At 71.9% G+C, this 18,902-nt stretch carries 10 protein-coding genes; 6 read left to right on the top strand and 4 right to left on the bottom strand.

Going from position 1 to position 18,902, the window contains the following annotated elements:
- Positions 1-5: 5 nt before the first annotated feature.
- Both O7543_RS28275 and O7543_RS28280 read right to left on the bottom strand, forming a co-directional pair.
- Positions 6-11,492, bottom strand: coding sequence for a non-ribosomal peptide synthetase (locus O7543_RS28275; protein ID WP_281567294.1), 11,487 nt, complete (start codon positions 11,490-11,492; stop codon positions 6-8).
- 142 nt (positions 11,493-11,634) lie between these two features.
- The gene (locus O7543_RS28280) at positions 11,635-11,874 is read right to left on the bottom strand and encodes a hypothetical protein (RefSeq protein WP_281551070.1); all 240 of its coding nucleotides are present in this window, start codon (positions 11,872-11,874) and stop codon (positions 11,635-11,637) included.
- A gap of 191 nt (positions 11,875-12,065) precedes the next feature.
- Here O7543_RS28280 and O7543_RS28285 point away from each other — a divergent pair, with 191 nt between their 5' ends.
- Both O7543_RS28285 and O7543_RS28290 read left to right on the top strand, forming a co-directional pair.
- Entirely contained in the window at positions 12,066-12,779 is a 714-nt protein-coding gene (locus O7543_RS28285) for a transposase family protein (RefSeq protein ID WP_281551069.1), read from the top strand.
- A 350-nt stretch (positions 12,780-13,129) separates the two neighbouring features.
- Positions 13,130-14,548, top strand: coding sequence for an IS1380 family transposase (locus O7543_RS28290; RefSeq protein ID WP_281551068.1), 1,419 nt, complete (start codon positions 13,130-13,132; stop codon positions 14,546-14,548).
- 209 nt (positions 14,549-14,757) lie between these two features.
- Here the strand turns inward: O7543_RS28290 and O7543_RS28295 are convergent, their stop codons facing one another.
- Together O7543_RS28295 and O7543_RS28300 are read right to left on the bottom strand one after the other, a co-directional pair.
- Positions 14,758-15,162: a hypothetical protein gene (locus O7543_RS28295; protein ID WP_281551067.1), complete on the bottom strand. Its 405-nt coding sequence runs from the start codon at positions 15,160-15,162 to the stop codon at positions 14,758-14,760.
- A 146-nt stretch (positions 15,163-15,308) separates the two neighbouring features.
- Positions 15,309-15,794, bottom strand: coding sequence for a hypothetical protein (locus tag O7543_RS28300; protein ID WP_281551066.1), 486 nt, complete (start codon positions 15,792-15,794; stop codon positions 15,309-15,311).
- Positions 15,795-16,061: 267 nt separating this feature from the next.
- Here O7543_RS28300 and O7543_RS28305 point away from each other — a divergent pair, with 267 nt between their 5' ends.
- From O7543_RS28305 to O7543_RS28320, 4 genes are all read left to right on the top strand, one after another.
- Positions 16,062-16,340: a helix-turn-helix transcriptional regulator gene (locus O7543_RS28305; protein WP_281551065.1), complete on the top strand. Its 279-nt coding sequence runs from the start codon at positions 16,062-16,064 to the stop codon at positions 16,338-16,340.
- Between the two features lie 109 nt (positions 16,341-16,449).
- Complete coding sequence (locus O7543_RS28310) at positions 16,450-17,346, top strand: hypothetical protein (RefSeq protein ID WP_281551064.1); 897 nt, start codon at positions 16,450-16,452, stop codon at positions 17,344-17,346.
- A gap of 95 nt (positions 17,347-17,441) precedes the next feature.
- Complete coding sequence (locus O7543_RS28315) at positions 17,442-18,080, top strand: hypothetical protein (RefSeq protein ID WP_281551063.1); 639 nt, start codon at positions 17,442-17,444, stop codon at positions 18,078-18,080.
- Entirely contained in the window at positions 18,077-18,730 is a 654-nt protein-coding gene (locus O7543_RS28320; protein ID WP_281551062.1) for a hypothetical protein, read from the top strand. The genes O7543_RS28315 and O7543_RS28320 overlap by 4 nt, the downstream gene beginning before the upstream one ends.
- The last annotated feature ends 172 nt before the right edge of the window (positions 18,731-18,902 follow it).

Genomic DNA, 18,902 nt, shown 5'->3' on the forward strand with positions numbered 1-18,902 from the left:
CCTTTCTATGAGCGGACGTGCCGCGCCGCCGCCAGCCGCCCGTCGATCAACTCGGCGACAGTAGTGCCGCCCAGATGCAGTGGGGCAGCCGTTGTCCCGGCCCTGCGCGCCGCAGACCAGTACGCCGCCGTCAGATCTGTGTCGACCAGACCATGCACCAGCGGCAGCTCCGGCCGGTCCGCCTGCAGCAGCGACTCCAGCTGGCACGAGGCCACCGTGTCCGGCAGCGCGGTGCGTGCCGCGTACCCGGCCACTGCCGCCGCCGGCAGACCGGCGGGCAGGACCCGCCGCACCGGGCCGCAGGAGAGCAGCCCGCCGCCCACCACCAGCACGTCGCCATCGTCGCGCATCCGCCGCAGTGCGGCGGCCGGGTTCACACAATGCGGGAACGAGTCGTCGACCAGCACGGTCCCTGGGCGCAGCCGGTCCACGTCGACGATCTCCGTGGCGCTGCTCACCGCCGCGACGATGGTCGTCGCCGCGTACACCGGTGGCGCGGCAGTGGGCGTCGAATCGGCCCAGACCAGGTCGCCCCGGTACCCGAGGCGCCGCAACCGGTCCGGGTAGTCGGCCAGCCGTCGCCGGCTGCCGGGCAGATCGGCCAGCACGATCCGTGGCGGATGCTGCCCACCCTGGCCCAGCAGCAGCTCCAGCGCCGACCGGCCGATCGAGCCCAGACCGACCACGGCGAGCGGCCCGGCGGCGAGATCACGACCGGCGGCGTCGAGGGCCGCCAGCGTGGTCAGCACCACCGAGGTGGCGGTCGTCGCGTGCCCGGTCGTTACCCGTACCGCCGGATTCACCTGCCGCAGTACGTCGAAGCCGTAGCCGGTGAACGACGGCACCAGCCCGGCGAGCGACACGCAGCGTGCTCCCTGACCTGCCGCGTGCTCGACCGCCCGTGCCACGACGTCGGCGACACCGCCGTCGAGTTCGTCGGCGAACAGCGGTAGGCAGACGAAACCGGACCGCCCGAGCGGGGTGACCAACTCTTCCAGCAGGCGGGGAGCACCGTCGGGAAACAGCAGCTTGCGGATCTGCTCCCGGGGCAGCGCCGCCGCCGGTACCCTGGCCAACCTCGCCAGCTGGGCCGGTGCCGGCAGGTAGCCGACGATCGCCGCGTCCAGCGCGGCCCCGGGGTCTGGTCCCGTCGCCCGCCGCGTCGGCAGCCCCGCACCCGCGGCGGCGTCCGGGCCGCTGTCCGTTCCGGCGCTGTCCGTTCCGGCCGCGATCAGGTCGGCCGCCATCGCGGCGACGAAGTCGGCGAAGCGGTCCGGGTCCAGCGCCTGTGCCGTCGCCCGGACGGTGACCCGCAGCCCGGCGTCGACTGGTCGGGCGGTCAGCAACACGTCGGTGCCGACCGGCGGCGGTTCCAGTTCGCTGTCGCCGTCGTCCCAGTGCAGCGTCAACCCACCCGGTGCGCCGTCACCGGTCGGTCCGATCCCGGTGAAGTCGAGGGAGCTGAAGATGAACTGCGCCCCGGCCAGCATCGCCGTCGGCCGGCTGCCGGCGGACTCGGCCGGAACCAGCTCCCCTTCGGCGCCGTGCCGGCGGGCCGTGGCGACCTCGCCGGCCACCTGGGCCAGATCGTTGTCGAACGCCCGCCCGGCACCGGTCAGCCGCAGCGGCAGCAGCACCGCGCACGGTCCGAAGAGCCGATGCAGGTCCGGTAGGGGGTGATCCCGGCCGGTCACGGTCAGACCGATCACCAGGTCGTCCTGGCCGGTCAGCCGGGCCAACCCCCGGCGGTACGCGGTGAGCACCGGCGCGTACCCGCTGCTGCCCGCGGCGGCGGCCAGCCGGCCCAGCGCGGCGGACACCGCACCATCCAAGGTGAATCCTGCGGTGTGCGACTGCCCGGTGTTGTCGGTTCCTGCGGCACCGGTCGAGGCGCGCAGCGTCGGCGGCCGGTACGGCTGCCCGAACCGTTCCCGCCACCAGCGGTCTGCCTGCGGATCCGGATCATCCTGCCGCTGCCGCTGCCGCTGCCGCTGCCGCTGCCGCTGCCGCTGCCGCTGCCGCTGCCGCTGCCAGGCCACGTAGTCACGGAAGGTCGTGCGCAGCGGCGCGACGTCGACCGGCGCTCCGACCGCCAGCGCGTCGTGCAGAGTCAGCAGTTCCCGCCCGAGTAGCGCCGCGCTGTACCCGTCGCCGATCAAATGGTGGGCGTGCACCAGCAGGATATGCTCGTCCGGCCCGACGGCCAGCACCAGTAGCCGCAGCAACGGCCAGGCCCACGGCTCCAACGTCCGCTGACGTTCCCGCGCGACCCGGTCGTCGACCAGGCCGGCGACCCGGCTGTCGAGCTGGTCGGCCGACCCGATGGTCTCGAACAGCACCGGCAGCCGCAGCGTCGCCGGCAACTCCTGCTGCACCGGTGGCCGGGCCCCGGCCGGAAACACGGTACGCAGCATCGGATGCCGGGCCACGGTGACGTCGACCGCCTGCTGGAAGCGGCGCCGGTCCAGCCGACCGGACATCCGCAGCCGGGCCAGCCAGGTCGAGCTGCTGCCAGGCGCGACGGCCTCGGCGAGCAGGAAGCCACGCTGGGCGGGGGCGAGTGGAAACGGCCGTGGGTCGTACGCGACCGTCGATCTGTCCGCAGCGGACGCGGCCGGGCACGACGGGCCCGGAGCCGCCGCGTCCGCCGGCACCCCGGCGGCGGCTTCGTCGATCGCCGCAGCCAGCCCGGCCAGGGTGCGGTGGTCGTAGATGACCGTCGGGCGGGGCAAGACCGAAAAGTGTTCCCGCAGCCGGGCGAAGACGTCGAGGGCCACGATGGAGTCGCCACCGATGGCGAAGAAATCGTCGTCGCGGTGTATGGCGGGCAACCCGAGCACGGACTGCCACACCTGCGCCACCCGCCGCTCCGTACCGGTGCGCGGTGCCTTGCCAACGGCAGGCGGCGGGGCGTCGTCGGCCGAGTCTGCATCCTCGCTCGGCAGCCCGGTGAATGCCAGCCGGTCAACCTTGCCGGTGGCGGTCGTCGGCAGCTCCCGTACCAGGTGAATCCGGGCCGGAACCCACTGCGGCGGCAGCCGGTCGGCGAGGTGCCGGCGCAGGTCGGCGGCGTCCGCGCTCGGGGCCCGCAGTTGCGCGTACGCGACGAGCCGGGGATACGGTTGCGTCCGGAGCAGCACCACCGCCGTGGCGACCGCCGGGTGATTGCCCAGCGCCGCTTCGACCTCTGCCGGCTCGATCCGGTGGCCGTGCAGCTTCACCTGGTCGTCGAGCCGGCCGAGGAACTCCAGGTCCCCGGTGGGTCCGACGCGGACCCGGTCGCCGCTGCGGTACCAGCGCCGGCCGTCGCGGTGGACGAACGCCGCCTCAGTCTGTGCCGCATCGTCCAGGTAGCCACTGGTCAACCCGGGCCCGGAGATGAGTAGCTCGCCGGCCTCACCCGGCGGGCAGGGCCGCCCGGCGGCGTCGACGACGGCCAGCGTCGCGCCGGCGGCCGGCCGGCCGATCGGCATCCGCCGCAGGCCGTCGGCCGGCCGCCGGTCGATCAGGAACCAGGCGGCGTTGATGGTCGCCTCGGTCGGCCCGTACAGGTTGGTGATCCGGTGCCCGGGGCCGAACAGGTCGAACCAGCTCCGCACCTGCCCGGGAGGCAGCGTTTCGCCGCCGACGTGGATCCAGCGCAGCGCCGACAGGTCCGGTCGCCCGATCGAGGCGGTACGCCGCTGCGCCGCCGCCAGCAGTTGACCCCACAGCGTCGGCACCGAGCTCCAGACGGTGATCCGGTCGTGTTCGACCCGGCGCAGCACCTCGTCGGGGTCGCGCAGCACCTGCGGGGCGAGTACGACGACCGTCGCTCCGACCAGCAGCGGTGCCAGCAGTTGCCGGACGGAGGCGTCGAAGCACAACGATGAGGTCTGCGCCAGCCGGTCACCGCTGTGGTAGCCGAACGTGTCGACCGCCCAGCGCAGGTAGTTCGACATCGAGCGGTGACTGACCGGCACGCCCTTGGGCCGGCCGGTCGACCCGGAGGTGAAGATGACGTACGCCGTACCGTCCGGGTCGGCAGCGGCCGTGCCGTCTGTGACCGGGTCGGCAGTGGTCCCGTTGACGATGACCGTGTCGACGTCGACCATGACCAGCCCGGCCAGCGCATCGGCCAGCGTCGTCGACTCGGTGTCGTGCAACAGCACCTGTGCGCCGCTTCGCCGCAGCTGATCGCGGTGGCGGGCTGCCGGGTGGGCGACGTCCAACGGCACCCAGCCGGCTCCGACGCGCAGCACCCCGACGATGGCGGCGACGGCGGCGGGTCCGCGCGCGGCCAGCAATCCGACCAGGTCACCGGCTTGTACGCCGTGGTGGCGTAGCGCGGCGGCGACCCGGTCGGCGGCGGCGTCCAACTGCCGGTATGTCATCCGCAGCTCGCCCGCCTCGACTGCGACGGCGTCGGCGTGCCGGCGGCACACCTGCCCGATTCGCTCCACTACCGACGGCAGCATCCCCGAAGTGGACTCCCTCGAGGGCGGGTCGGTCTGCTTGGCCAGGTCAGCCAGTTCGGCGAGGAAATCGGCGGCCAGCCCGGCGACGGCCGCCCGGTCCAGCGACGCCACCGGATGGTTCCAGGCGAACCGCAGCCGCTCGCCGTCGGGCCAGCAGAGCAGCCCCAGCCGGGTGCCGGCCGACGCGGTGCCGGCGGCGACCGGCGACACCCGTACCGGGCAGTCCGTATCCGCTGTGGCCGGGAAACGGGCGAAGCTGAAACTGGCCGGGCTGGTGGTGACCGGCCGGCCGCCGACGCCGCTGCCGGCGTCGGCAGCCGGGTCGGCGGGTCGCGGCGTCGCCCGCGCCAGGTCGACCGCGTCGACCATGCCGTGCCGCTGCGCGACCAGCCAGGCGGCCAGGACCCGCCGCGCGAGGTCGGCCGCCGGCTCGGTCGGGTCGACGTCGACCGTCACCGGCAGGATGTCGGCGAACGGCCCGACGACCCGGTCGACGCCGGGCAGCCGGGCGTCGCGGCCGGCCCGCGCCACCGACACGGTGACGGTGCGCTGCCCGCTGGCGCGGGCCAGGCACCGGGCGTACCCGGCGAGCAACAGGTGGAACAGCGACACCTGTGCGGCGGCGGCCGCCCGGGTCAACGCGGCCACCGTCGGCGGGTCGACGGCGACCTGATGAGCGGCGTACGGCGGCGCGGGCGGTGCGGCCGGGTCGCGCCACGGCAGCCGCAGCCCGGTCGGCCACGACGCCAGGGTCTCCCGCCAGAAGGCCAGGTCTTCCGCGCGTGCCGGCGCGGCGACGGCCAGGTGGTCGCGGAACGTCGCCGGCACCGCCGGCAGCTGCGGTACGCGGCCGGCGGCCAGCGCCCCGTACACCTGCCACAGCTCCTCGCTGAGCACACTCAGGCTGGCCCCGTCCCCGGCGGCGTGGTGCAGCACCAGCAGCAGCTGGGCGGCGTCCGGACCGGTCCGGATCAGGGCGGCGCGCAGCGGCGGTCGGCGGGTCAGGTCGATCGGCTCGTTGCACAGCCGTTCGGTCAGCGTGTCGACGTCACCGTCACCGTCACCTTGGCCGTAGTCGTGGACGGCGTACCAGTCGGCGGCCGGCGTCGGCGGGCCGATCAGCTGACGGGGCGGCGCGGCACCGTCGTCGGTCCACCGCATCCGCAGCATCGGGTGCCGGCGCGTCAGCTGCGCCAGGGCCTGCCCGAGCAGGTCGGCGTCGAGCGGTCCGGTGACGGAGTGCCGGACGAACCCGTACGCGGCGACCTGCGGGTAGAGCCGGTGCAGCGTGTGGAACGCCCGCTGCACCCCGGACAGCGCGAACGACTCCGCGTCGCCGTCGGCGGTGACGGCGGTCGGAGCAACAGCCGGCAACGGATCCGCCAGCCGGTCAACGAGCGTGGCGATGGTGCCGTGCTCGAACAGCAGCATGGTCGGCAGCGGCCGGCCGAGTTCACCTTCGAGGGTCTTGACCAGGTCGATGGCGGTGAGTGAGTCCAGGCCGAGGGTGAGGAACGACGTGTCGTCGTCGATCTGCGCCGGGTCGCAGTCGAGCGCGTCGGCGAGTAGCCGCCGCAGCATGTCCCCGATTTCGCCCGGGGTGTCCAGCTGCCGGTCCGCGTCACGACTCGGCACGGCCTGCGGTTGCGGCAGGGTGTCCACTGGAGGCACGCTCGCGGTGACTGTCGCAGCCTCGCCCGCAGCGGTCAGCCGGGTGACGACTAGGTGGGCGGCGGGTCGGCGCAGCGCCGACCACAGCGCCGGCAGGGCGTCGTCGAACGGCAGCGCCGGCAGTCCCCGGGCGGCCAGCCGCGCCGCGAGCCCCGGGTGGGCGGCCATCCCCGCATCGGCCAGGGCCGAGAACCCGACGGTACGCAGCGGCCGTCCGGCGGCCCGCTCGACGGCGGCGTACGTGTCCAGGAAGGCGTTGGCGGCGGCGTAGTCACCGACCGCCCCGGCGAGTCCGGGCAGCAGCGCGCTGACCGAGGTGAACGCCACCACGGTCGCCGGCCGTCGACCGTACCGGCGCAGCGCCCGGACCAGCAGGTGACCGCCGCGTACCTTCGGCGCCAGCACGGCCTGCAGTTGCGCCACGGACCTCGACCGCAGCGGGCCGGGCCGGACCGCACCGGCGGCGTGAAACACCCCGGCGAGGTCGGGCAGCCCGGCGATCAGCGCGTCGACGTCGGCGGCGTCGGTGATGTCACACCGGCGGTAGCCGACCTGCGCGCCGAGGGCACGCAGCCGGTCGACCAGACGGTCCGGCGCGGCGGCGGCGCGGCCGGCCAGCACGATCCGGCGGTGTCCGCGAGCGGCCAGGTCCGCGGCGAGCGCGGCGCCGACACCACCCGTGCCACCGACAATCAGCTGTACGCCGTCGGCGTCGACCGGTTCCGTCGTGTCCTCGGCGGCCGGTTCGGCCGGGACGAGCCGCCGGCCCAGCCGCTGCCCGCCCCGCCACGCCACCGGCCTCGACTCCGCCGGCCGCGACTCCACCGCCGCCGGATCTGACCGCGCCCCGACGGTCGCCACTTCGGCGACCAGCGCGTCGACCCGGGCCGGCACGTCATCGGCCGCTGACAGGTCCACTCCGGACACCGTGTTGTCCGGGTGTTCGTCGGCGAGCGCGGCCGTCAACCCGTTGACCAGGCTCTGCACCGGGTCCGGCCGTTCACCGGCCGCTCCGGTGCTGACCGCGTCCTGGGTGACGACCAGCAGCCGGAAACCGCGTTCGGGCAGCGTGGCGACCAGCCCGGTCACGCCGTGCAGCGTGGCGTCGACGGCCGCGTCCAGCCCGGCCACACCGCCGTCGACGTCGAACGGGTCGACGCTGGCCAGGTAGACGATGAGCTCGGCGTCACCGGTCCCGGTGACAAGCTCGATGCCGTCGGCGGCCAGCCGGTCGCGCAGCCCGTCCGCCAGCGGGCCGCCGGGCACCGCACCCGGCCCGGTCAGATGCACCGAGGCGGGGGAGTGGCCGGCCGGCACCGGCAGTGGCGACCAGCGCACCTGATGGACCAGATCGTCCTTCATGGTCGCCGGCAGCCAGTGCCGTCGCCGCTGGAACGGGTACGTCGGCACGGCCACCCGGCGCCGACCACCGGAGAGCCGGACCCGGTCCAGGGCGACTCCGCGCTGCCACAGCGCCCCGACCAGCCCGGTCAGCCCGCCGTCGGCGTCGGTCGGCGGCACCGACAGCATCTCGACCCGGTCCGCCGCCTCCGGCGACGCCTCGCGTTCGGCCAGGGTCAGCCGGTCCGGGTCGAGGCCGAGCAGCACGTCGTAGCCCTGGTCGAGCAGTGCCCGCAGCTGGTCGGCGTCGTCGCCGACGACGGCGTCGGGCACCACCCCCCAGTCGGCGAGCCGCCGGCAGACCGCCGTCGGCCCGGTCTCGTCGCCGGGCCACACCACGGCGGTACGCGGCCGGCGTACCACCTCGGTGACCGGGCCGGACGCGGCGGCGGCCAACGCGGCGGCGAGCCCGGCGGTGCTGTCGCCGACGACAGCGACCCGGTGCGGCCGGTCGTCCCGGGCGGTGTTGACGGTGGCGCAGACATCGCCGGGATCCAGCTCCGGATGCGCGTCGAGATGGGCGGCGAGGTCCTGCAGCGACTGCCGCAACGCGACCTCGGTCGCCGCCGAGCAGGTCAACAGGTACGGCGGCCCGGCGATGGTCGCCCCGGCAGCCTGCTGCGGTGCCGGTGCCGGATCGGCCTCCTGCAGGATCGCGTGCGCGTTGGTGCCGCCGAACCCGAACGCGTTCACCCCGGCGGTCAACGGACCGTCATCGTCGACCCAGTCCTGCGCGCCGGTCGCCACCTCGAACCCGGCGCCGGCCAGGTCCAGCCGGGGCGACGGGGTGCCGACGTGCAGCGACGGAGGCAGTTGCCGGTGCCGTAGCGCCAGGATCACCTTGACCAGAGCCGGCATCCCGGCGGCGTTGAGCAGGTGACCGAGGTTCGACTTGACCGAGCCGAGCAGCCGGGGCCGGCCGTCCGGGCGCGGCGGGAAGGCGTACGCCAACGACCGCACCTCGACCGGGTCGCCGAGCTCCGTACCCGTCCCGTGGGCCTCCACGTAGGACACGATGGTCGGGTCGACGCCGCTGTCCCGGTACGCCTGGGCGACCACTTCCCGTTGGCGCAACGGGTTCGGTGCCAGCAGACTCAGCGAGCGGCCGTCGTTGTTGACGGCGGTCCCGCGTACCAGGGCAAGAAGTCCGTCCCCGGCGGCGCGGGCGTCGTCGACGCGGGCCAGGACCAGCGCGGCCCCGCCCTCGCCGGGCACGAACCCGTCGGCGTCGGCGGCGAATACCCGGCACCGGCCGGTGGCCGACAGCGCCCCGGCGGCGGCGAGCAGCCGGTGCCCGGTCGGGGTCAGGTTCAGGTTGACCCCGCCGACCACGGCCAGGTCACATTCGCGCTCGCGCAGGCTGCGTACTGCCAGGTGCAGCGCGACCAGCGCCGACGAGCAGGCGGTGTCGACCGCGATCGCCGGCCCGGTCAGGTCGAGGGCCTGCGCGACGCGGGCCGGGATCAGGTTGCGCAGGTTGCCGACCAGCGCGGCCGGTTCGCCGGTGACGTCGGAATCGGCGCGGAGCAGTTCGGTGTAGCCGCTCTCGCCGACCGCCGCGAACACCCCGACCCGGCGGCCGTGCCGGCGCGGCCCGGCGTACCCGGCGCGTTCCAACGCCTCGTGCGCCAACTCCAGGAAGATCCGGGCGTGCGGGTCGGCGTGGTCGGCGTCGGTGTCGGACATGCCGAAGAAGCCGGCGTCGAAGCCGGCCGGGTCGTCAAGAAACGCCCCCCAGCGGGCGGTCTCGCCCTCGACCGGCCGCCACCGCTGCGGCGGGATCTCGCCGACGCTGTCGCGCCCGTCTAGCAGCTGCCGCCAGAACTCGTCCGGGCTGTCCGCACCGGGGAACCGGCAGGCCAGCCCGATAATCGCCACCCCGTCCGCCGGCCCGGCAGCCGCAGCGGCGGCTGGCCCGCTCGCCGGTCGGGCCGGTTTCAGGCTCCCGTCCTGCACTGGGGCGAGCAGATGGTCGGCCAGCGCCGCCACCGTCGCCCGTTCCCGCAGCTCGGCCGGGTCGAGTTCGCGGCCGAACGCGTCCTCCAGTCCGGCCAGCACCTCCATCGCCTGCAGCGACGAACCGCCCAGCGTGCTGAACCGGTCGTGGACGCCGATCCCGTCGGCTGGCCGGCGCAGCACTCGCGCCCACACCGCCCGCACGACCCGCTCCACCTCGTCGCGGCTCCCGCCGCCGGCCACCGTGCTCATCGTCGGTGCGATCGCCGACGTCGACGGTGCCGTTGCCGCCCAGCGCTGTTCGACGGCGGCGAAGTCACCGGCGGCGTACCGCTGGCGCAGCCGGGGCCGACGCAGCTTGCCGCTGGTGGTGCGGGGGAACGCCCCGGCCGGCACCGGCAGCACCCGTACCTGGTCGTGCCCGGTCGCCGCCACGATCCGGGCCGCCACCTCACCGAGCACCGCAGCGGCGTCGGCCGATGGCGCCATGGTGCCGGCCCACTGCACGAAGACCACGATCCGTTCGGCACCGCTGTCGTGGTCGCTGCAGCCGATCACCGCGACCCGCCCCGCCGGCAGCCCGGCCGTGCCGGCGACGACCTCCTCCAGGTCGGCGGCGTGGAACGTACGGCCGTTGACGAACACCACGTCCTTGGCCCGGCCGGTCACGCAGAGCCGGCCGCCGTCGCGCAAAAATCCCAGATCACCGGTACGCAGCCACCCGTCGACGAACACCTCGGCGGTGGCCGTCGGATCACCGTGGTAGCCGGCGGCCACGTTCGGGCCACGTACCTCGATCCGGCCGACCTGCGGCGCACCGCCGTCGCGGCCGTCACCGACGATCCGGCCGGCGTCGTCGCCTCCGACGACGTTGCCGGCGTCGTCGACGACGCGCACCTGACAGCCGGGCACCGGCGGCCCGACGTCCATGAACTCCACCGCGCCCGGGTCGCCTGCGGCAGCCGGCTGCACCGTGCCGGCGGCGAGCGCCGTCCGGTCCACCCGCACCGGTACGGCGGTCTCGCCCAGCGGCGGGACGGTGACGGCGAGGGTCGCCTCGGCCAGCCCGTACACCGGTTGCAGTGCGGCCGGGTCGAGCCCGGCGGGCCGGGTCCGTTCGACGAACGCCCGCCACACCACCGGCGAGATCGGCTCCGCGCCGACCATCATCAGCCGTACGGCGCTCAGGTCCAGCCCGGCCAGGGCCTCGGCCGGCACCCGCCGGACGGCGAGGGCGAGGGCGAAGTTGGCCGCCGACAGCAGCGTGGCCCGGTGCCGGTGCGCGGCGCTGAACCACAGCAGCGGCCGTTTCGCGAAGGTCAGCGGGCCGATCCGCACCTGCCGCAGCCGGGCGGCCAGCGGCGCCAGGTGGGTGCCGATCAGCCCCATGTCGTGGAAGTACGGCATCCAGCTGACCGAGACGTCGTCGGCGGTCAGTGCGGCGGCCTGGCCGATCTGCCGTAGGTTCGCCAGCACGTTGCGGTGTCGCAGCTCGACGCCGCGCGGAGTGCCGGTGCTACCGGAGGAGAACTGCAGGAACGCGGGTGAGTCGGGGTCGGGTGTCGGCAGCTTGCGTGGTGCTCTCCCGCCGGCCCGCAAGGTGGCGAGGCGCAGCGCCGGGGCGTCGGCCTGCCGCGCCACCGGGGCGCAGGCGTCGTCGACGATCACCGGTACGCCGCCGAGCAGGTCACGCACGCCGGCCACCCGGGTCGGTTCCGCCGGCAGCGGTACGGGGACCAGCCCGGCCGCCAGCGCGCCCCAGAACACCGGCTGGAAGTCGTCGCCGGCATCGGCCAGCAGGATCACCGGCGTGCCGGCCGCGATCCCGGCGTCCCGCAGCCCACCGGCGACCCGTAGTGCGTCGTCGCGCAGCTGACGGTGGGTGACGACGCGTTCGGTGCCGTCCCCGCGTACGTGCGTGCTCGTCTGATCCGGGGCGGCGTCGGCGGCTGCGATCAGCACATCGAGCAGGTGTTTCTCGCCGTTCGGCCCGTCCGTGATCAGCACGGCCAGACCCTAGCCGAGCCGGTCGACACCCCACCTGGTCCGGCCAGCCGGAACGCGGCGAATCCCGGGTGTCGTGTGCCGGCGAGCGTCGGCGTGTGAGCCAGTCCGGCTTGGCGTAGCTGCGCGCCGGAAGCGCTCGTCGCTACTGCTCGGCTGGATCCGGGAACAGCTCCTCAAGCATGAATTGAACCTTGGGGGCGATCGGTCGTCCTGGATACACGGACTCGACCAGGTCAAGTCCTTGCGCCGCTGTGGTGAATCCGCAAAGCCGATACAAGATGGCTATGTCATCAATGTCCTGTTCTCTTGCTGCCAGGAGTTTCATGGCGAGGAGATACTCGGGTGAGGCGACGTCGACGCGAAGAGAGTCGTTTTCGAACACCTGGCGTGCTTGGGGATCCGATCCAGGAGGCTTATTCAGCAGGGCCCAGCAACCCACAGTGGACCCCCCGATGAATGAGACGGCCCGCCCTCCCATAGGATGGAGTTTCCACACAACAACCAAAGAAAAGCGGACCGCCGAACATGTATCATACCACCGGCTTCACGACCGATCAGATCCGCGACCTCTGCGTGCTGGTCCGCACCGAATGCCGGAACCTGGGCACGGAACCATGGCCACCGATCCTCGGCCTCTACCGCGCCCTCGTGGTCACGTTGACCTACATGCGGCGCAACCGCGTCCAAGCGGAGATCGCCGAGGCGCACGGCGTCTCCCAGTCGACGATCTCACGGGCGGTCACCGCCATCACCCCGGTCCTCGACCGCGTGCTGGCGGGGTTCGTGCCGACCGCCGACGAGCTCGACCCGACCGCCCAGTACATCGTCGACGGCACTCTGTTCCCCTGCTGGTCATGGCGCACGGACCGCTGTCTGTACTCCGGCAAGCACAAGACCACGGGCATGAGCGTCCAGGTCGCCTGTACCCTCGACGGCGCGCTCGCCTGGGTCTCCGATCCCGTCACCGGCAACCACCACGACTCGTACGCGATCAACGACACCGGTGTTCTCGTCAGCCTGAATCCCGGAGACTGGATCGGCGACAAGGGCTACGTCGGCAACGGCATGATCACTCCGTACAAGAAGCCCAAGGGCGGCGAGCTCACAGAGTGGCAGAAGGAATACAACAGGCAGGTCAACAAGATCCGCTGGGTCGTCGAACAGGTCATCGCGAACCTGAAGACCTGGAGAATCCTGCACACCGACTACCGCAGACCGCTCGCGACCTTCACGGAAACGATCTCCTGTGTCATCGGGCTGCACTTCTACAGGATTGCCTGTGAATAGACCTCCAGGGAGGAACCCTTTGACGGCATCGTTGAGCCAGTCGTCCGGAAGATCGTTTCTGGCTGCCACGGCAGCGGCCGCCAGGTGCACTCCGGTTTTCGGGGCGAAGATGGCATCGATGTCCCGGGTTGCCCGGCGAGCGTCGTAGGCTAGGGCCATCGCCGCACCACCGACCAGGAAGATCTCAGCGCGGATGTCCTGGTTGCGCAGCTCTGTGGACCCTGGATATTCACGGGGTCGTGATCTTGTAACGGTTTCGTGAGGCCCGGAAACGCGGAAGTGCCTGCCAGGCAAGGGAAAATGGTGATTGCGACATCTACCAGGATCTCTAGCGAGGAGGCACTTCCGACGTGCGTGAGCTTACCGGATGGTCGAAGGACCTGCGTGTCACCGCCGACGGTGACGGGGTGGTGGCGATGGTCGGGGTGGCGGGCCTACGCATGCTCGCCGACCGCACCGGCCTGACGGCGGGCATCTCCACCGTGCTAGCCAGGCCGGGATTCGATCCGGTCCATGACCGGGGCCGGGTCCTGACTGACATCGCGTGTTCGATCGCCGCTGGCGGGACAGACGTGTACGACATCGAGGCGCTACGGGCCCAGGCCGCGTTGTTCGGGCCGGTGGCCTCGGACACCACCGCCCTGCGCGCGCTGGGTGAGATCAGCGACAGCGGTCTGCACCGCATCGACGCCGCGCGGGCGAAGTCGCGCGCGCATCTGTGGAGCCTGCTACCGGCCGGCGTGCCGGAGGCGACCTACGCCGGTGGCCTGAGCATGGGCGAGACGATCGTGCTGCGGGTGGACGGCACCATCACCGTGGCCCATTCCCGCAAGGAACACGCCGAGGCGACGTTCAAGAAGACGTTCGGGTTCCACAGCCTCGGCGTGTGGATCGACAACACCGGTGAACTGGCCGCCCTGATGCCCCGCCCCGGCAACGCCGGGGCGAACACCGCCGCCGATCTGATCGAGGTCCTGCGCCAGGCCATCGCGCAGATACCCGCCGACCGACGCGACGACCTGCTGATCACCTCCGACGGTGCCGGCGCCTCACACACGCTCATCGACTGGCTGCACAGCCTCGACCAGACCGGTGGGCGTCGAGTGGCGTACTCGATCGGGTTCGACGTCGACGAACACGTCCGGGCGGCATGCAACCGCCGACCCGACGACTGGTGGGTCCCGTGCCTGTCCAACACCACCGGCGAGGTCATCGACGGCCTTCAGGTCACCGAGATCACCGACCTGCTCCGCGAGCGGCTGACCGGCCTGAAGTGGCCGAAGACGATGCGGGTCATCGTGCGCCGGCGCAAGCTGTTCGACCACGAACAGGCCACCCTGTTCGACACCTGCGGCTACCGGTACTCGGCGTTCGTCACCAACACCGGCGCCCACGGCCCGGACGGCCTGTCCGTGCAACGCGCCGACGCCCGTCACCGCGTACACGCCCGCGTCGAAGACGACGTACGCACCACCAAGGACACCGGCCTCGGGCATCTGCCGTCCAAACAATGGCAGGTCAACAAGGCCTGGTGCGCCGCCGTCACCATCGCCGTGGACCTCACCGCGTGGATGCGCCTCTACGCGCTGACCGGCGCCCTGGCCAAGGCCGAGCCCAAGACACTGCGTTACCGGATCTTCCAGACCCCCGCACGCCTGGTCCGCGCCCGCCGCTACCGGTGGCTACGCCTACCCCACACCTGGCCCTGGGCCACCGACCTGGCCACCGCCATCGAGATCATCCGCCGGATGCCCATGCCCGCCACCTGACCACCCACACCACCGCCCCGACGACCAGGAGGAACCCCAGGAGACCACGCCACCGGCGCGACAGCCGGCCCACAACCACACCCAACGGAGCCGATACATCCACCGCCAACGATGCAGACTCGCTGGTCATCGAACGGCGTCAGACCCACGAAGAATCAGGGTGGATAGCTCGTTGAACAGATGAAGAATCTGGCTGCGATCGAGAAGACTCATACTCGCGTTAGCGCCGATTCTGTGATGAACACACCGCGCTTGCGGAATGCCAGTGGTGACTCGACGATTGCGGTGGCATGCCAGGACTTGAGTCCCGATACGAACCACCATGGCTTTGCATACCGATTCTGGTCGAAGGCCCAGGTCGGTGGCCGCCAGCCATCCCGGCGGGCGAGATGTTCGGCCAATCCAGCGAGTGCGGCGTCCACCCGAACGTCGCCGGTTTCGGATGGTGCCGTTGCGAACAGCTCCGCTCCAGCGGGAACACCATCCGTGGTCAGTGCTCGTTCGTAGTCGTCGAGGAGCTGAAGGAGACAGCGGAAGGCGTGCTGAAGACCTCCGCCGCCTGCCAGCTCGGCGGCGGCGTTGCGGGCGGCGTCTGCTGCGGTCCAGAGCGTCACACTCAGAGCTTACGACGCCGCGCTGCGCGTGGCCCCCGGCGCGGGAACTTGGCCGAGCGTTTGACGTATCGAAGGTAGCGGACTGGCAAGCCGACCGGCCGGAACGCGGCGGATCCCGGATGCCGCATCCCGGCCGCCGGTGAGCGTCAGCCGCGTGCGAGCCAGCGGGTCACGTCGTCGGTCAGAATCACCTCGTACGGCAGAGCCCGCAGGTCGTCGGCGAGCACGTCCAGGCCACGGGAGCGTGCGAGGTCAGCCAGCCACGACCAGGGATGCTCCTCGGCGGTCTGGTCGTCATCGGGGAGCACGACGGTCAACACGGACCGGGTGACGCTCTCCCGGGCCTCTTCCATGGCCTCGGTGGCCGGGTCGGCACCGGGACGGGCGTCGCCCGCCGACCGGCGGCCGAGTGTGAAGCCACGGTCCTGGTGCAGCAGCACCCGCCGACCGTCGTCCAGCAGGACGAACTCGCCGACGGAGAAGCTCTGCGTGTCGGCCGAGTCGGCCTGCTGGGGCCGGAGATCGCAGATGGCCCCGACGCCGACGACACGGCCGGGCCCGACCGGCGGCAGGTCTACGTGGTCGTCGACGGCCCCCGGGTACGCCTGCCAACCGCGTTCCGCTCTGCTCACTTGTCGTGCCTCCTGACCCTGTCGGATCGCCTCCGTCGTTCGAGGGCGAGGCCGCGCCCGCTTCGGTCGCCGTGGCTGCTACTGGTACCCCGGCAGCTTTTCACGCGACCGGACTAACGAGAAAGCAAGACCGTTGAGGTCAAGTAGGAAGGGAACTTCCACGAAAGGATGACAAGTGTGAGTTGTCCACAGCCCGTTGAATTGATCTTTCCGATCTGCGTTACTTATGTGCACCGTGGACACGGGCCGCGACGGGAGGGCGTCCAGTTGACCGGACGGCGGGACAGCTTCATCAGGAGGCGCAGGGCGGCCGGCTTCAGCCAGGAAGGGCTGGCCGAACGTCTGCAGGTCGACCGGACCACGGTCGCCCGGTGGGAGCGGGGTAAGGCCGAGCCACAACCGTATACCCGAGCGCGGCTCGCGGAAGCGCTCGGCACCTCGGTCGATCAACTCGATGCCCTGCTCGCCGGGAAGCCGGAAAATCGATCTCTGGACATCGACGATCGGGGCGGTACACGTTACATCGTGGGACGACGATGGAGGTGATCTTACGGACCGGCGTGCGTTCACGATCAATGCCGCTCTGGCGGGCCTGGGCATCGCCAGCCCGCTGCGGGACTGGGTCACCGCGCCCGATGTGCCGCAGCACCTGAGCATGGAGCACCTGCAGCAGGTGTCAACCACCATCACGAGCCTTGAGCGGGCCGACGCGGCGGCCGGCGGCGGCAGCCTCTGCGACGTCGCCATCGCCATGTACCGCCGGCTGACCCGCTGGGATCGGGAGGCAACCTATCCCCGGCAGGTCGGCGACGCGCTGCAGAGCAACCTCGGCGACCTGGAAGCCTGGATCGGCTGGCTCGCGCTGGACGCGGAGCGGCGTGTCGAGTCGCGCCGCTACCTGCAGGAGGCGATCGTCCGCGCCCGACTGCGCGACGATCCGCACCTTGAGGTGCACGCCATGGTGGTCATGGCGATGCTGGTCAGGGAGGTGCGGCCGGTTGAGTCTCTGCAGATCGCCGAGGCTGCCCGACGCATCTCCGGCCCGTGGGCGACCCCTCGGCTGACCAGCCTGCTGCATCTGCGGACCACCCACGCGTCCGCGTTGATGGGCGACGCCGTCGAGTCCAGCCGAGCCCTGGCCAGGGCGAAGACCGCGTACGACCGTGGCCCCAGCGACGACGACCCGCTCTACACCAGGTTTGTCAACGACACCGAGGTCAACGCGGTGGAGGCGTTGTCGCAGCTGGCGCTCGGTCGTCCCGAGCGGGCGGTTCCCTGCCTGCAGGCCAGCCTGGCGCACCACGACCCCGTCTATCGGCGGAACCAGATCCTCGGCAAGGTCAGCCTGGCGATCGCGCTGCACCAGCAGGGCGACTCCACCGCAGCGGGCACTGTCGGGCTGGACGCGCTGCCCGACATCGCCGAGCTGAAGTCCGGGCGTGGCCGTAGGCGGCTCGCCGGACTGCGGGCCGACCTCGGGCAGGTGGCCGACCGGGTGCCAGCGGCACGGGACTTCGTCGAGGCGTACGACGTGGCGAAGATGGCGGCCTGACGAGTCTGCCGGTGCCGGTGCCGGTGCCGGTGCCCGTGCCGGGCCAGGCTCTGGCCGCCGGCGTCGGCTTGGCTGAGGCTGGGAGACTGGGCGGTATGTCGACTGTGATCGTGCCCGCCGGGTTGAGCATGGGTCCGCGCTACCGGTACGTGCGTCCGCCGGACCCGACGCCGGAGTGCTACGAGGTGCACCTCGGCGACGACCTGGTCGAGCTGACCGAGACCGAGGCGGCGGTGTGGGCGGCGGCGTTCCTCTACCCGGACCGGCACGCCAAGCTGTCGGTCAACCGGGAGTCGCTGGTGCGGATGCTGGAGACCGCACCGAAGCCGGAGCCACAGGCCGCCCGGTACGTCGACGATCTGATCGCCCGGGGTCTGCTGGTGGAGTTTGACCCGGACGGCGATCTGCGGCCGGTGTTCAGCCGGCACAAGCTGCTTCCGTTGGCCCAGGGCCTCGGCTCCACCCCGGACGCCCCCCACCAGCACCGCATCGGCATCGGCGACCAACCCCTCGTCGCCGTGTCGAGCGATGTGTATGCCCAGTGGTCGTTCTCGTTCCTGCATCCCGATCTGTGGACCGCGTGCGCCTTCTACGCCGATGACTCGGAGCACGTCGCTGCTGGCGGGGAGCCACTCAACCTGACAGCCGAGTCCTTGGCGCGTGAGGTGGCGGAAGTGCTGCCCTTGATGATCTCGGCGGCCTGCGCCGCGTTGGATCCGATCGTGGCGTCATGAGGTACCGCCGGCAGGCACAGCAGCGCTCGACACCGGACCGCTCGTTTGCGTCGCGTTTCAAGCATGAGGTGGCCAAGGAGGGCAGCGGGACGCTGGTCCAGCAACTCGGTGCCGGGCTGGGCGCACTGATCGGGCTTGCCGCCACCCGATGGGGGTTGCCGCCCGCGCCGGTCGCCATCGCTGGTGCCTTCATCAACACGGTGTTGGACCGGCGACGTGAGGCTCGGGCGGGCGACGGCACGACCTCGGGCGGCTCCGGCGCTGGTGGTGGCGGTGCGAGACCGTTGAGCAGCGTCCGCCGCCGCTACCCCGGCCATCGGAGCCGGGGCGGTGGCGACCGTACGATCACCATCGGCGGCCCGGCCAGCCGGGGCGGCAGTGGTGGGGGCGGCGGGAGCACCGGCTCATACCTGCAGCAACTGCGTCGCCTGCTCGACGAGATCGAGACGCAGCAGGCGAAGCTGGCAAACGTCGCCAATGCCATGCGGGCAAGCCAGCTCGGCGTGGCACAACTGCTCGCCGGTGGCCGACAGGACCGTACGCAGGAGATCTACACCTGGTCGGAGCTGTCCCGCGCCAACGTCGAGGAAGCTGCGATCCTGACTCACCAAGCAGTCAAGAGCCTGAGGGCGTACCTGTCGAATCTGTAGCCTGGTCAGCGTTGACCGACATTGATTCCTTTGTGTGTGCTATCAAGGTCAGCGTGATCACCTGTTCCTTGCATAGCCGGCCGAGGGTTGGTTGAGCTGGGAGTTCGGTAGGCGGCGCGCAATTGTCGGCAGCATCGCGTGCATCTACATGAACGCTGCGTCATCTTGTTGG

Source organism: Solwaraspora sp. WMMA2080 (assembly GCF_027497395.1).
Classification (GTDB): domain Bacteria; phylum Actinomycetota; class Actinomycetes; order Mycobacteriales; family Micromonosporaceae; genus Micromonospora_E.

Bases quoted from the DNA above. Each gene is read 5' to 3' on its own strand.
- O7543_RS28320 (WP_281551062.1), top strand. From the start codon at position 18,077: ATGAGGTACCGCCGGCAGGCACAGCAGCGCTCGACACCGGACCGCTCG.
- O7543_RS28315 (WP_281551063.1), top strand. From the start codon at position 17,442: ATGTCGACTGTGATCGTGCCCGCCGGGTTGAGCATGGGTCCGCGCTAC.
- O7543_RS28310 (WP_281551064.1), top strand. From the start codon at position 16,450: ATGGAGCACCTGCAGCAGGTGTCAACCACCATCACGAGCCTTGAGCGG.